General features: G+C 69.9%; 11 protein-coding genes. 9 read left to right on the plus strand and 2 right to left on the minus strand.

The window, feature by feature from the left end:
* Positions 1–42: 42 nt before the first annotated feature.
* A complete protein-coding gene (aceE, locus tag LZ604_RS04860; protein WP_234512878.1) occupies positions 43–2,790 on the minus strand; it encodes a pyruvate dehydrogenase (acetyl-transferring), homodimeric type in 2,748 nt (915 codons plus the stop codon).
* 425 nt (positions 2,791–3,215) lie between these two features.
* On the opposite strand from aceE, the gene LZ604_RS04865 reads away from it, so the two are divergent.
* From LZ604_RS04865 to LZ604_RS04890, 6 genes are all read left to right on the plus strand, one after another.
* Entirely contained in the window at positions 3,216–3,653 is a 438-nt protein-coding gene (locus LZ604_RS04865) for a DUF3052 domain-containing protein (protein ID WP_234512879.1), read from the plus strand.
* A 177-nt stretch (positions 3,654–3,830) separates the two neighbouring features.
* Positions 3,831–4,289, plus strand: coding sequence for a peroxiredoxin (locus LZ604_RS04870; RefSeq protein WP_234512880.1), 459 nt, complete (start codon positions 3,831–3,833; stop codon positions 4,287–4,289).
* Between the two features lie 113 nt (positions 4,290–4,402).
* On the plus strand, positions 4,403–4,978 hold the full coding sequence (locus LZ604_RS04875; RefSeq protein ID WP_234512881.1) for a TerD family protein: 576 nt from the start codon (positions 4,403–4,405) through the stop codon (positions 4,976–4,978).
* A 1,412-nt stretch (positions 4,979–6,390) separates the two neighbouring features.
* Positions 6,391–6,966, plus strand: coding sequence for a TerD family protein (locus LZ604_RS04880; RefSeq protein WP_234512882.1), 576 nt, complete (start codon positions 6,391–6,393; stop codon positions 6,964–6,966).
* Positions 6,967–7,018: 52 nt separating this feature from the next.
* Entirely contained in the window at positions 7,019–8,167 is a 1,149-nt protein-coding gene (locus LZ604_RS04885) for a DUF475 domain-containing protein (protein ID WP_234512883.1), read from the plus strand.
* Positions 8,168–8,321: 154 nt separating this feature from the next.
* Positions 8,322–9,053: a TerD family protein gene (locus tag LZ604_RS04890; protein ID WP_234512884.1), complete on the plus strand. Its 732-nt coding sequence runs from the start codon at positions 8,322–8,324 to the stop codon at positions 9,051–9,053.
* Positions 9,054–9,064: 11 nt separating this feature from the next.
* Here the strand turns inward: LZ604_RS04890 and LZ604_RS04895 are convergent, their stop codons facing one another.
* Positions 9,065–9,940 carry a TerD family protein gene (locus LZ604_RS04895; RefSeq protein ID WP_234512886.1) on the minus strand — a complete coding sequence of 292 codons (876 nt, stop codon included), beginning with the start codon at positions 9,938–9,940 and terminating at the stop codon, positions 9,065–9,067.
* A 210-nt stretch (positions 9,941–10,150) separates the two neighbouring features.
* Here LZ604_RS04895 and LZ604_RS04900 point away from each other — a divergent pair, with 210 nt between their 5' ends.
* Genes LZ604_RS04900 through LZ604_RS04910 form a run of 3 tightly spaced genes read left to right on the plus strand, consistent with a single transcriptional unit; the run spans position 10,151 to position 14,610 of the window.
* Positions 10,151–11,317, plus strand: coding sequence for an HpcH/HpaI aldolase/citrate lyase family protein (locus LZ604_RS04900; RefSeq protein WP_234512888.1), 1,167 nt, complete (start codon positions 10,151–10,153; stop codon positions 11,315–11,317).
* 51 nt (positions 11,318–11,368) lie between these two features.
* Positions 11,369–13,801, plus strand: coding sequence for a phosphoribosyltransferase (locus LZ604_RS04905; protein WP_234512889.1), 2,433 nt, complete (start codon positions 11,369–11,371; stop codon positions 13,799–13,801).
* Positions 13,798–14,610, plus strand: a complete 813-nt coding sequence (locus LZ604_RS04910; protein WP_234512890.1) for an HAD family hydrolase — start codon at positions 13,798–13,800, stop codon at positions 14,608–14,610. Before LZ604_RS04905 ends, LZ604_RS04910 begins: the two co-directional genes overlap by 4 nt.
* The last annotated feature ends 14 nt before the right edge of the window (positions 14,611–14,624 follow it).

Genomic DNA, 14,624 nt, shown 5'->3' on the forward strand with positions numbered 1-14,624 from the left:
GCCCCGGCCGCCCCTGAACCGCTGCTCAGGGCCGGCACGGCCTCACGCGTCGCCGCCCGCCGCCCCGGGATCGGCCGCCGTCACATCGAGCAGCCGGTAGCGGTCGATGGCCTGCTTCAGCACCGAGCGGTCCAGCTTTCCCGCCTGCGCCAGCTCGGTGAGCACCGCGACCACGATCGACTCGGCGTCGATGTGGAAGTGGCGGCGGGCCGCGCCGCGCGTGTCCGCGAAGCCGAAGCCGTCCGCGCCAAGGGACTGGTAGCTGCCCGGCACCCAGCGCGCGATCTGGTCCGGAACCGACCGCATCCAGTCGGACACGGCGACGAACGGACCCTCGGCGCCGCTCAGCTTCCGCGTCACATACGGCACCCGCTGCTCCTCCTCAGGGTGCAGCAGATTGTGCTCCTCGCAGGCCACGGCCTCGCGCCGCAGCTCGTTCCAGGAGGTCGCCGACCACACGTCCGCCCGGACGTTCCACTCCTCGGCGAGGATCCGCTGCGCCCGAAGCGCCCACGGCACCGCCACGCCCGACGCCATGATCTGCGCCGGGACCGCGCCCGAGGTGCCCTCGCCGATCCGGTGGATGCCCTTGAGGATGCCCTCCACGTCCACATTCGCGGGTTCGGCCGGCTGCTGGATCGGCTCGTTGTAGACGCTGAGGTAGTAGAAGACGTCCTCGCCGTGCGGGTGCTCCGCCGAGCTGCCGTACATCCGGCGCAGACCGTCCTGCACGATATGGGCGATCTCGTATCCGTACGCCGGGTCGTAGGCCACGCACGCCGGGTTGGTCGAGGCGAGCAGCTGGGAGTGCCCGTCCGCGTGCTGGAGCCCCTCACCGGTCAGGGTCGTACGGCCGGCGGTCGCACCCAGGGCGAAACCGCGCGACAGCTGGTCTGCCATCTGCCAGAACGGGTCGCCGGTCCGCTGGAAACCGAACATCGAGTAGAAGACGTACACCGGGATGAGCGGTTCGCCGTGCGTCGCGTACGCCGAACCGGCCGCGATCAGCGAGGCCGTGCAGCCCGCCTCCGAGATGCCGTCGTGCAGCATCTGCCCGGTCGGCGACTCCTTGTAGGCGAGCAGCAGATCGCGGTCGACGGACTCGTACTGCTGGCCGAGCGGATTGTAGATCTTCGCAGTCGGGAAGAACGAGTCCATGCCGAACGTGCGGTACTCGTCCGGCGCGATCAGCACGAATCGCCTGCCGAGCTCCTTGTCCCGCATGAGGTCCTTCAGAAGACGGACAAAGGCCATGGTCGTGGCGATCGACTGCTGGCCCGAACCCTTCTTCACGGATGCGTACGCCGCGTCGCCCGGCAGCTCGAGCGGCTTGGACCGCACGACGCGCGTCGGCACATACCCGCCGAGCGACCTGCGCCGGTCGTGCATGTACTGGAGCTCCTCCGAGTCCCGCCCCGGGTGGTAGTACGGCGGCAGTCCGGACTCCAGGTCCTTGTCGGAGATCGGCAGGTGCAGACGGTCACGGAAGTGCTTGAGGTCGTTGACCGTCAGCTTCTTCATCTGGTGGGTCGCGTTGCGGCCCTCGAAGTTCGGCCCGAGCGTCCAGCCCTTGATCGTCTTGGCCAGGATCACCGTCGGCTGGCCCTTGTGCTCCTTGGCCGCCTTGAACGCCGCGTAGATCTTGCGGTGGTCGTGACCGCCGCGGCCCAGATGGAGGATCTGGTCGTCGGTCATGTTCTCGACCATCGCGCGCAGCCGGTGGTCGTCGCCGAAGAAGTGGTCGCGGATGTAGGCGCCGGACTCGGTCGCGTACGTCTGGAACTGGCCGTCCGGCGTGGTGTTCATCTTGTTGACCAGGATCCCGTCCCGGTCCTGTGCCAGCAGCGGATCCCAGGTGCGGTCCCAGATCAGCTTGATCACGTTCCAGCCGGCACCCCGGAAGACCGACTCCAGCTCCTGGATGATCTTTCCGTTGCCGCGCACCGGACCGTCCAGGCGCTGAAGGTTGCAGTTGACCACGAAGGTCAGGTTGTCCAGGCCCTCGCGGGCGGCGATGGTCAGCTGGCCGAGTGATTCCGGTTCGTCCATCTCGCCGTCGCCGAGGAAGGCCCACACATGCGACCGGGAGGTGTCCGCGATGCCGCGCGCCTCCATGTAGCGGTTCATCCGGGCCTGGTAGATCGCGCCGATCGGGCCGAGGCCCATGGAGACCGTCGGGAACTCCCAGAAGTCCGGCATCGACCGCGGATGGGGGTAGCTGGACAGACCGTACGGCGTCTTGGACTTCTCCTGGCGGAACCCGTCCAGATGCGCCTCGGTGAGCCGGTCCAGCAGATACGCGCGGGCGTAGATGCCCGGCGAGGCATGGCCCTGGAAGAAGACCTGGTCACCGCCGTCGCCCTCGTCCTTGCCGCGGAAGAAGTGGTTGAAGCCCACGTCGTACAGCGAGGCGGAGGAGGCGAAGGTGGCGATGTGGCCGCCCACCCCGATCCCGGGCCGCTGGGCCCGCGAGACCATGACGGCGGCGTTCCACCGCGTGGCGTTGAGGATCTTGCGCTCGATCTCCTCGTTGCCGGGGAAGAACGGCTCGCTCTTGGTCGGGATGGTGTTGACGTAGTCCGTACTGCGCATCTCGGGCACGGCCACGCGCTTCTCGCGGGCCCGCTCGATCAGACGGAGCATCAGGTAGCGGGCCCGCTCACGGCCGCGCTGGTCCACGGCGGCGTCGAGGGAGTCGAGCCACTCCTGGGTTTCCTCGGGATCGAAGTCAGGAACCTGACTCGGAAGGCCGCCAATGATGATCGGATTGCGATCGGATCCGGAAGCCACGCTGTTCCTTACCTGTCAGAGGGCCAGTTCTGCATGTGCCTGCGCCGATCCCCATCGTGTACCTGGGGCGAGCGAAACGTCATCTCTACCGCGGGGTAACCCCTGCGACGGACGGGTCCTCACGGGCGGGACCGACCAAAACGCAACGATACGCCCGGGTCGTGATCTGTTCCGCAAAGCCATTCGAGTCTCGTACCCGCAGAGGATTCCGGAATGCGCAAACCGGGCAGAACGGTGTGGTGTAGATCACCGCGGGGCGCGATACGGTGCCTGGAGTTGCGGCGACACGGCCAGGATCGTCACCGTTTCGGCGGTCTGAACGGCCGGGTACTTGCGCGATCCGTCCCGCCCGTGTGGACTACGGCCAATGCTTCGCGTACGCGCGTGGCTGAGATACTCACCAAGACATGATCAGGAGGCAACCCGTGAGCGCGACCGCGGACCACGCGGAGGAGCGGACGAACCCTGCCGCGAGGCTGGGGTTCCAGCCCGAGCAGGTGGTCCAGGAGATCGGCTACGACGACGACGTCGACCAGGAGCTCCGCGAGGCCATTGAGGAAGTCATCGGCAGCGAGCTCGTGGACGAGGAGTACGACGACGTCGCCGATGCCGTGGTGCTGTGGTTCCGCGACGAGGACGGCGACCTGACGGATGTGCTGGTGGACGCCATCACGTACATCGAAGAAGGCGGCTCGATCCTGCTCCTCACGCCGAAGACCGGCCGTACGGGCTACGTGGAGCCGAGCGACATCTCTGAAGCCGCGACGACGGCGGGTCTGTCGGCGTCCAAGAGCGTCAGCGTGGGCAAGGACTGGAGCGGGTCGCGTCTGGTGACGCCGAAGGCGGCCAAGTCCAAGCGGTGACGCCCCGCCGGTAGGTACCCGGGGGTTCCGCACCCCCGACCCCGCAACCGGCCCGAAGCGGCCCCCGTCCCCAAGCACCGGACGGGCTGACATGGCTCAGCCCGTCCGTCGGCTTGCGGTGATCGCTGCGTAGGGTGGTTCCCACCCGAACAGCCCCCACCGAAGGGATGCAGGATCATGGCGATCCAGGTCGGCGACAAGGCCCCCGACTTCGAGCTCAAGGACAACCACGGCGCGACCGTGCGGCTATCGGACTTCCGCGGTCGCAAGAACGTGGTGCTGCTCTTCTACCCGTTCGCCTTCACCGGCGTGTGCACCGGCGAGCTGTGCGCCCTGCGCGACAACCTGCCGAGGTTCGTCAACGACGACACCCAGCTGCTCGCCGTCTCCAACGACTCCATCCACACCCTGCGCGTCTTCGGCGAGCAGGAGGGCCTGGAGTACCCCCTGCTCTCCGACTTCTGGCCGCATGGCAACACTTCACGCGCGTACGGCGTCTACGACGAGGAGAAGGGTTGCGCGGTGCGCGGCACCTTCATCATCGACAAGGAGGGCATCGTTCGGTGGACCGTCGTCAACGATCTGCCGGACGCCCGTGACCTGAACGAGTACGTGAAGGCGCTCGACACCCTGTGATTCTTCGGTTCCAAGGCCTGCGGGGCGTGGGAACCCGTCACTAGGATCGACTCGTTGATCCGACACCAACGCACGACGGGGCTCCCCGCCCCTGGACACCAATGGGAGGATTCGTGGGAGTCAGCCTCAGCAAGGGCGGCAACGTATCGCTGACCAAGGAGGCCCCGGGCCTGACCGCGGTCCTCGTCGGTCTGGGCTGGGACGTCCGCACCACGACCGGCACCGACTTCGACCTGGACGCCAGCGCTCTGCTGCTGAACCCGTCCGGCAAGGTCGTCAGCGACCAGCACTTCGTGTTCTTCAACAACCTCAAGAGCCCCGACGGCTCGGTCGAGCACACCGGCGACAACCTCACCGGTGAGGGCGAGGGCGACGACGAGGTCATCAAGGTCAACCTCGCCACGGTCCCGGCCGACGTCGACAAGATCGTCTTCCCGGTCTCGATCTACGACGCCGAGAACCGCCAGCAGTCCTTCGGCCAGGTGCGCAACGCATTCATCCGCGTCGTGAACCAGGCCAACCAGCAGGAGATCGCACGGTACGACCTGAGCGAGGACGCCTCCACCGAGACCGCCATGGTCTTCGGCGAGCTGTACCGCCACGGCGCGGAGTGGAAGTTCCGCGCCATCGGCCAGGGCTACGCCTCGGGACTGCGCGGCATCGCGCAGGACTTCGGCGTGAACGTCTGACCGGGTCCGACCACAAACCCACCCCCACCCCCACGTCCGGCCCAGCCCCACCGGGGCTTCGGCGCCGGACGTGGGGGTGCCTCGGCCTGGGGGCGGGGTGCGTCGGCCCGTCGGGCGGGGCGTCTTGGCTCGGTGGGCGGGGGCGTCCGGGCCCTGTGGCTAAGGATCTCTCGGCTCAGCGGGGCCCTGATGGGTAAGGGTGTCTGGGTCGCTTGGGCGGGCTGTCCCGGCTTCGGGCGGGGCGTTGGCCCGGTGGGTCGGCGGTGCCTTGCTGAGCGGGTGCGGGTGCCTCGTCCTTGCCGGTGGGGGTGCCTTGTCCTGGCGGGCAGAGGCGTGCCGGCCCAGCGGGTAGAAGTGTTGCGGCTCAGCGGGTGAAGGCATCTGGCTCACCGGGCACGGGCCGTCTCGGCTCAGTGGGCGGGGGCGTCCGGGCCCTGCGGGTAAGGGCCTCTCGGCTCAGCGGTCGGGGGCGTCCCGGCTCTGACGGCTAAGGCTGGGTCGCTTGGGCGGGGCGTTGGCCCGGTGGGTCGGCGGTGCCTTGTTCAGCGGGTGGGGGTGCCTTGGCCTTGCGGGTGGGGGTGCCTTGGTCTGGCGGGTAGAGGTGTGCCGGTCTGGCGGGTGAGGGGTGTCTCGGGTCTGGCTGGGTGTCCCGTCCTCGTGCGGGGCGTTGGACCACCGGGCCGGCGGGGCCTCGGCTCACCGGACCGGGGGGATGCCCTGTCCTTCCGGGCGAGAGGCGCCTTGGCCTACGAGCGAAGGCATGCGGCTCACCGGGCACAGGCGGCTTCGTGCTCCGCGGGCGCAGCCGCGGCCCATGGGGCGGGGCCGTCGGCCTGTCGGGCCCAAGGTGTCCCGGCCCGGCCGATGGAGGCTTCTCGGGTTTACCCGGTGGAGCCGTCGCGGCCTGTCGGGCACAGTGTTCCGGGCAGCCGGGTGGAGTTCCTCCCGGGCTACCCGGTAGAGGTGTCCCTGGCTGCCGGGTGGCGGTGTCTCGGCCTCCGAGCCGTGGTGTCCCCGTCCTTCGGGGCGGAGCCGTTGGCCCATCGGGTGGAGGCGTCTAGGCTCGTCCGGCAGTGGCGTCCCTGCCCCTCGGCCCAGGGCGGAGCCGCTCGGCGCGCCGGGCGGAGCCGGCTCGGCCTGTCGGGTGGAGCCGTCTCGGTCCATCGGGTCGGAGGTTGCGCGGCCCGGCGGGTGGAGTCGTTTCCGCTTGGCGGGTGGTTTTCGCCGTCGTATGTCGGTAGGGGGCCGCGTCGGCTCAACGGGGGGTTTCCGCCTCCTGTCCTCGGGGGAGCCACCCCCCGACCGCCGAGGGTTCGCCCTCGGGCTGCAGGATGACCACTGGGGGACCGGCCCCCGACCACCGGGGGTCTCCGCCCCCGGGACAACGCACGTTCTCGGGGAGGACCAGCATCATGGGCGTCACGCTCGCCAAGGGAGGCAACGTCTCCCTCTCCAAGGCCGCACCGAACCTCACACACGTGATGATCGGGCTCGGCTGGGACGCACGCTCCACCACCGGAGCCCCCTTCGACCTCGACGCCAGCGCGCTGCTGTGCAGCGGCGGCCGGGTCCTCGGGGACGAATGGTTCATCTTCTACAACCAGCTCAAGAGCCCCGACGGCTCGGTGGAGCACACCGGCGACAACCTCACCGGTGAGGGCGAGGGCGACGACGAGAGCATCCTGCTCGACCTCTCCAGGGTGCCGGCCCAGTGCGACAAGATCGTCTTCCCCGTCTCCATCCACCTGGCCGACGAGCGCGGCCAGACCTTCGGCCAGGTCAGCAACGCCTTCATCCGCGTCGTCAACCAGGCCGACGGCCAGGAACTCGCCCGCTACGACCTCAGCGAGGACGCCTCCACCGAGACCGCCATGATCTTCGGCGAGGTCTACCGCTACGGCGGCGAATGGAAGTTCCGGGCCGTGGGGCAGGGGTACGCATCCGGTCTCCGTGGCATCGCTCTAGACTTCGGAGTCAACGTTTCGTAAAGCCGGGTACGGCGACGGGGGAGCCCCCTAACAGATACGGATTGGGTAGCCAGTGCTTCTGAAAACCTTCGGCTGGTCGTTCGTGGTCACCGCGGTCGGCCTTGCCGCAGCGGTCCTCTACGGGGGGTGGACCGCCTTCGGCATCGTGGCGATCCTGTCCATCCTCGAGATCTCGCTGTCCTTCGACAATGCCGTGGTCAACGCCGGGATCCTGAAGAAGATGAATGCCTTCTGGCAGAAGATCTTCCTCACGGTGGGCGTGCTGATCGCGGTCTTCGGCATGCGGCTGGTCTTCCCCGTCGTCATCGTCGCCATCACCGCGAAGAAGAGCCCGATAGACGCTGTCGATCTGGCGCTGACCGACAAGAACCAGTACCAGCAGCTCGTGACCGACGCCCACCCGGCGATCGCCGCCTTCGGCGGGATGTTCCTGCTGATGATCTTCCTGGACTTCATCTTCGAGGACCGGGACATCCAGTGGCTGCGCTGGATCGAGCGCCCGCTCGCCAAGCTCGGCAAGGTCGACATGCTGTCGGTCTGCATCGCGCTGGTCGTCCTGCTGATCACCTCCTTCACCTTCGCCACCCACGCCCACCAGCACGGCGGCGCGCACATCGACAAGGCGCAGACGGTCCTGATCTCCGGTATCGCCGGCCTGATCACCTATCTGGTCGTCGGGGGCCTGTCCGGCTTCTTCGAGGACCGGCTGGAGGAAGAGGAGGAGCGCGAGCACGAGGAGGAGGAAGAGGCCCGGCGCACCGGCAAGGACCGTTCCGCGGTCGTGCTCGCCGGCAAGGCCGCGTTCTTCATGTTCCTCTACCTGGAGGTCCTGGACGCGTCCTTCTCCTTCGACGGCGTGATCGGCGCCTTCGCCATCACCAACGACATCATCCTGATGGCGCTCGGCCTCGGTATCGGCGCGATGTACGTCCGGTCGCTGACCGTCTACCTCGTCCGCCAGGGCACCCTGGACGACTACGTCTTCCTGGAGCACGGCGCGCACTACGCGATCGGCGCGCTGGCCGTGATCCTCATGGTCACCATCCAGTACGAGATCAACGAGGTGATCACCGGCCTTGTCGGGGTCATCCTGATCGGCTGGTCCTTCTGGTCCTCGGTGCGCCGCAACCGGGCGCTCGCCGCGGCCGAGGGAAAAGGCGCGACCTCGGACGAGCGGGCTGAGGTCTCGTCCGGGGTCTGACATCTCGTTCCGGGAGGGCCCGGGCATACCGACGGTGGCGTTTTCCGGCGGTGTGAAGCGGGCCCCGGTGAGGAACGCTCTGTTCGGGGCGGCTGTGAGGATTCGTCCTCGCGGCCGCCTCGCGGCTGTCGAACCATAGGCGCAGGGGGCGGGCATGGGGTTCTGGGACGGCGTCTGGCGCGGGCGGGCCACGGAGTTCGACTCGGGCAGCGCGGCCACCAACGCGATCGAGCTGACCAAACGGCACCACCGGGTCTCGCTCACCAAGCAGGGAGCCGCCGGCGGCAATCTGCGCATCAACCTGTCGTGGCGGATGCGGACCTCCGACATCGGGGGCCCCGAGCGGGGCAGTCTGCTGCGCCGCCCGCTGCGGCTGTTCACCCCGGAGGTGGTGCAGGCCCACACCCAGAGCATGGTCAACGTCGACCTCGACCTGGGCTGCCTGTACGAGCTGAAGGACGGCACGAAGGGCGTGGTGCAGCCACTGGGCAGCTTCTTCGGGGAGCTGAACGACCCGCCCTACATCAAACTCAGCGGCGACGACCGGTTCGGCTCCGGCTCCGGTGAGACGATCTTCGTCAACCTGGACCACCGGGACGACTTCAAGCGGCTGCTGATCTTCGTCTACATCTACGACCAGACGCCGGCCTTCGACCGTACGCACGCCGTGGTCACGCTCTACCCCAGCAACGGCCCGCGGATCGTGATCGGCCTCGACGAACGCCACCCGCAGGCCCGCTCCTGCGCCGTCGTCCTGATCGAGAACATCAGGGGCGAACTGGTCGTCCGCCGCGAGGTGAAGTTCGTCTACGGCTTCCAGGCGGAACTGGACCGGCTGTACGGGTGGGGCCTGCAGTGGGGCCGGGGTTACAAGGCGAAGGCGTGAGCGAGTGCGTCTCAGCGCCCGATGAACTGCGGCCCCTGCGGCGGCAGCTCGAAGTCCGGGTCCGGCGCGGGCGCCGCCGTGGGCGGATAGCCGTACGCCGGCGCGGGCACCACGGCGGTCCCCGGCTGCGGATAGCCGTACGCCGGCCGGGCTGCCGGCTGGGGGTAGCCGTAGGCCGGCTGCGTCGCCGGCTCCGGCGGATAGCCGTACGTGGGCTCCCGCGGCACCGGCTGCTCCGGCGGCAGCGGCGCCGACACCTCGGGTGGGGCGGGGACGGACGCGGTGGCCGGGGCGGGGACCGAGGCCGTGGCCGGTACCTGCCCCGTGGCGGCCGGCGGGGTCTCCGACTCGTCCACCGAGATGCCGAAGTCGTTCGCGAGGCCCTTGAGCCCGTTGGAGTAGCCCTCGCCGAGCGCCCGGAACTTCCACCCCTCGCCCCGCCGGTACAGCTCCCCGCAGATCAGCGCCGTCTCCGCACCCGTCTCGGGCTTGATGTCGAAGTACGCGAGCGGCTCCCCGTCGGCGACGGACGCGTCGTACAGCAGCACGCACAGGGCCCGTACCCGGTCGAAGGGGACGTCGTCCGCCGAGGCGACCAGCAGGATCTGGCCGACGCCGGGCTCGACGGCCGCCAGATCCGCCCGGATCGTGTCGGTCAGGCCCTCCGTCTCCCGCTTCTTGCCGAGCAGCCGGACCGCCCCCGAAGGGTGCCGGGGCTGGTTGTAGAAGACGAAGTCCTCGTCGGAGCGCACACGTCCGTCGGGACCGAGGAGCAGCGCCGAGGCATCGACGTCCGGGGCGCCCTGTCCCGGTGCCCAGCGCAGCACAGCCCGTACCGCAGTGGCCTTCAGCGGAACGTTCGACCCCTTCAGCATCGCGTGCGTCATGGCGTCATCCTGCCCTCTCGGTCCTGGTCACGACAACGCGGGGGGCGGTGCCCCCGGCGCGGTGCGGCATACCGTCCGCATACCACCGACCTGTCGGCGACACAGCCGGGTTACCTGAACTTCATGCGCAATGGGAACCCATGACACAGAGTTCTTCGTACTATTACCGGCCACCTCTTTTCGGGCCGTCCAGCACCACGGGGGAGTCTTATGCGTCATTTCGGGCACATCGCCCCTGAGGAGCGGCAGCGTCTCTTCCATCGGGAGCCGGCCGTCTTCACCCCCGACTCGCCGGCCCGCGTCCTCGCGGCGGCCCTCGGCGCCACCCTGTACAGCCCGGCGACCAGGCCGCACCTGGCCGACGACGTGCTCAAGCAGGCCGGCCGCGGGGTGGTCTCCATGGTGCTGTGCCTGGAGGACTCCATCGACGACGCGGACGTCGTGGACGCGGAGGAGAACCTGGTCCGGCAGCTCACCGGCCTCCTCTCCCGCCCGGAAGCGGAGCTCCCGCTGCTGTTCATCCGGGTCCGCGTCCCGGAGCAGATCCCGGATCTGGTGGCCCGGCTCGGCCCGGCCGTGCGGCTGCTGTCGGGTTTCGTGCTCCCGAAGTTCACCGAGGAGCGGGGCGTGCCGTTCCTGGAGGCCCTGACCGCGGCCGAGACGGCGAGCGGGCGCCGGCTGTTCGCCATGCCGGTCCTGGAGTCCCCCGACCTGCTCTACCTGGAGACGCGCCGGGAGACCCTGGCCGGCATCGTCCGCACCGTCGACAAGTGGCGCGACCGGGTCCTCGCGCTGCGCCTCGGCGTGACCGACTTCTGCTCCTCCTACGGCCTGCGCAGAGCGCCCGACATGACGGCGTACGACGTCCAGATCGTGGCCTCCGTGATCGCCGACGTCGTCAACGTCCTCGGCCGCGCCGACGGCACCGGGTTCACGGTGACCGGTCCGGTGTGGGAGTACTTCCGGGCCCAGGAGCGGATGTTCAAGCCGCAGCTGCGCCGCAGCCCCTTCCTGGAGGGCGAGGTCGAGGAGCTGCGCGAGGCGCTGATCGAGCACGACTTGGACGGGCTGCTGCGCGAGATCGCCCTCGACCGCGCCAACGGCCTGCTCGGCAAGACCTGCATCCACCCCTCGCACGTGATGCCCGTGCATGCGCTGTCCGTCGTGAGCCACGAGGAGTACAGCGACGCACAGGACATCCTGCGGCCCGAGCGCCTCGGCGGGGGCGTGCTGCGCTCCGCGTACACCAACAAGATGAACGAGGTGAAGCCGCACCGCGCATGGGCCGAGCGCACCCTCCAGCGCGCCGAGGTCTTCGGTGTGGCCAACGAGGACATCGGCTTCGTGGAGTTGCTGGCCGCCGGTGTGCCGCACTGAGTGCCGAAGCCGCCGCCGTACCGTCGTACTGAGAAGGAACCGAGGAAGAACGTGGTCTGGTCCGGGACCTGGGTTGCCGAACGGCTCGGGGTCGAACTCGTCGGCGACGAACAGCTGACCGAGCTGCTGGGGTTGGCACTCCGGCGCAATCCCAAGCGCGCTCACCTGCTCGTCTCCAATGTGCTGGGCAAGCATGTCCCGCAGTCCCCGTCCGTGGTCTACGCACACGGGTTCACGCTCGGCCGCCGGGTGCGGGAACTGCTGGCCGCCGACGGCGGACGAGAAGCCGAGAGCGCCGTCGTGCTCGGGTACGCGGAGACGGCCACCGGTCTCGGCCACTGTGTGGCGGACGGCCTCGGCCTCGCGCCCTATCTGCACTCCACCCGCCGCCCCGTCCAGGGCGTCGCGTGCGCCGGAGGCTTCGAGGAGTCCCACTCCCACGCCACCTCGCACCTGCTGCTCCCCGAGGACCCGGCGCTGCTGGCGGGCGACGGCCCGCTGGTCCTGGTCGACGACGAGTTCTCCACCGGCAACACCGTCATGAACACCATCCGCGACCTCCACGAGCGCCACCCGAGGAAGCGGTACGTCGTCGTCGCCCTGGTCGACATGCGCTCGCCCGCCGATCTGGGGCGGCTCGAGGACTTCGCCCGGGAGATCAGCGCCCGGGTGGACCTGGTCACGGCCGCCGCGGGGACCGTACGGCTGCCCCAGGGCGTCCTGGAGAAAGGCCAGGAGCTGGTGGCCCGGCACGAGTCGGCCGTTCCCGACCGGGAGGCCCATGGCACGGTCACCCGGGTCACGCTCGGCTGGCCCCGCGGCCTGCCCGACGGCGGACGGCACGGGTTCAGCCCCGGGCACCGGACGCTTCTGGAGGACGCGTTGCCCGCCATGGCCGCGCGGCTCGCCGAGGCGGTGCCCGCGGGAGTCCGGCGCCTGCTGGTGCTCGGCTCCGAGGAGCTGATGTACACGCCGCTCAGGCTCGCCCGTGAACTGGAGCGGCAGCTGCCCGCGGAGGTCCGTTACTCCACGACCACCCGCTCGCCCGTCCTGGCGGTCGACGATCCCGGCTACGCCATACGCACCCGGATCGTCTTCCCCGCCCACGACGACCCGTCCGACGGCCCCGGGGAGCGCTACGCCTACAACATCGCCGACGCCGGCTTCGACGCCGTCGTCGCGGTCGTGGACTCGGCGGCCGACACCCCCGCACTGCACGCCCCCGGCGGACTGCTTGACCGGCTCGCCGCCCACACCCCGCACGTCCTGCTCGCGGTCGTCCCGAGCTACGTCCCGGCGCCCCCGTACGCCCCCGAAAGGCCCGCCATGCTGTCCGAGCCCCTCCGCGGCCCCGCCTTCTCCTCGTATCCGCCCGAGGAGGTCGGCTGGCTGCTCCAGGACCTGTCGGACGTCACCCTGGAGGCGCCCACCGAGGAGCGCGAGGAGGCGATCCAGAGCGGCGGTGCGCACTACGCCGAGTCGCTCCCGGTGGAGTACCAGCCGAGCGAGCAGTACCAGGAGCTCTTCCACGCGGCCCTGGAGGCCTCGGCCGCGCGGCTCGCGCAGGCCGTGGGAGTGGTCACCGAGACCGTCCTCGCCGAGAGATCACCGCGCCCGGTCCTCGTCTCCCTCGCCCGGGCCGGCACGCCCGTCGGCGTTCTGATGCGCCGGTGGGCCGAGCACCGGCACGGCCTCGAGCTGCCGCACTACGCCGTGTCGATCGTCCGCGGCCGGGGCATCGACGCCAACGCGCTGCGCTACCTGGCCGACCACCACGACCCCTCCGACGTCGTCTTCGTGGACGGCTGGACCGGCAAGGGCGCCATCACCCGCGAACTGGCCGAGGCGATCGGCCGGTTCGAGGCGTCCGACGGCATCACCGGCTTCGACCCGGAGATCGCGGTGCTCGCCGACCCCGGCTCGTGCGTGCGGACCTACGGCACCCGGGAGGACTTCCTCATCCCCTCCGCCTGCCTCAATTCCACGGTCTCCGGGCTGATCTCACGCACCGTCCTGCGCGCCGACCTGGTCGGACCGCACGACTACCACGGCGCCAAGTTCTACCGCGAACTCGCCGCGGCGGACGTCTCGGTCGCCTTCCTCGACGCCGTCTCCGCCCGCTTCGCCGAGGTCGAGGAGGCCGTCGAGGTGCAGGCCAAGGAACTGCTCTCCGGCGACCGCACCCCGACCTGGGAGGGCTGGGCGGCGGTGGAACGCATCAGCGAGGAGTACGGCATCCACGATGTGAACCTCGTCAAGCCGGGCGTCGGCGAGACCACGCGCGTACTGCTGCGCCGGGTGCCCTGGAAGATCCTGGCCCGGTCCGGAGCGGGCGCCGACCTCGGCCACGTACGCCTGCTGGCCGAGCAGCGCGGCGTGCCCGTGGAGGAGGTCGACGGACTTCCGTACACCTGCGTGGGGCTGATCCACCCCCGATACACGCGGGGCGCCACCGGCGCCGACGGCCGGGCGGTGGCCGTATGAACTCCGTGCTGGTCGCCAGTGACCTCGACCGTACGCTGATCTACTCGTCCGCGGCGCTCGCGCTCACCATGCCCGACGCGCGGGCGCCCCGGCTGCTGTGCGTGGAGGTCCACGAGAGCAAGCCGCTGTCGTACATGACCGAGACCGCGGCGGGGCTGCTCACCGAACTCGGTGACCGCGCGGTGTTCGTGCCGACCACGACCCGCACCCGCAAGCAGTACCAGCGCATCAACCTGCCCGGCCCCACCCCGCCGTACGCGATCTGCGCCAATGGCGGCCATCTGCTGGTCGACGGGGTCTCCGACCCCGACTGGCACAGGGCGGTGCTGGCACGGCTCGCGGACGAGTGCGCGCCGCTGGCGGAGGTGCGGGACCATCTGGCGGCCACCGCGGACCCGGTCTGGGTGCGCAAGCACCGGGTCGCCGAGGACCTGTTCGCCTATCTCGTCGTGGAGCGCGAGCTGCTGCCCGAGGACTGGGTGAAGGAACTGGCGGTGTGGGCGGAGAACCGCGGCTGGACGGTGTCGTTGCAGGGCCGCAAGATCTACGCCGTGCCGAAGCCGCTCACCAAGAGCGCGGCCGTGCGCGAGGTCGCCCGCCGCAGCGGTGCCTCGCTGACGCTGGCCGCCGGGGACTCCCTGCTGGACGCGGACCTGCTGCTCGCGGCGGACCTCGGCTGGCGCCCGGGCCACGGCGAACTCGCCGACGCCGACTGGACGGCGCCCGGGATCAGCGCCCTGCCGGAGCGGGGCGTGGCGGCCGGGGAACGGATCCTGAGGGAGTTCCTGAAGGCGGCGCGGCAGGCATAGGAACTGCTTTCGGC

It is taken from the genome of Streptomyces glomeratus (assembly GCF_021462825.1).
In the GTDB taxonomy this organism is placed as follows: domain Bacteria; phylum Actinomycetota; class Actinomycetes; order Streptomycetales; family Streptomycetaceae; genus Streptomyces; species Streptomyces glomeratus.

Excerpts from the sequence above, each read along its gene's own strand:
- LZ604_RS04910 (WP_234512890.1), top strand. The coding sequence starts at position 13,798 with ATGAACTCCGTGCTGGTCGCCAGTGACCTCGACCGTACGCTGATCTAC.
- LZ604_RS04890 (WP_234512884.1), top strand. The coding sequence starts at position 8,322 with ATGGGGTTCTGGGACGGCGTCTGGCGCGGGCGGGCCACGGAGTTCGAC.
- LZ604_RS04895 (WP_234512886.1), bottom strand. The coding sequence starts at position 9,940 with ATGACGCACGCGATGCTGAAGGGGTCGAACGTTCCGCTGAAGGCCACT.
- LZ604_RS04880 (WP_234512882.1), top strand. The coding sequence starts at position 6,391 with ATGGGCGTCACGCTCGCCAAGGGAGGCAACGTCTCCCTCTCCAAGGCC.
- LZ604_RS04870 (WP_234512880.1), top strand. The coding sequence starts at position 3,831 with ATGGCGATCCAGGTCGGCGACAAGGCCCCCGACTTCGAGCTCAAGGAC.
- LZ604_RS04900 (WP_234512888.1), top strand. The coding sequence starts at position 10,151 with ATGCGTCATTTCGGGCACATCGCCCCTGAGGAGCGGCAGCGTCTCTTC.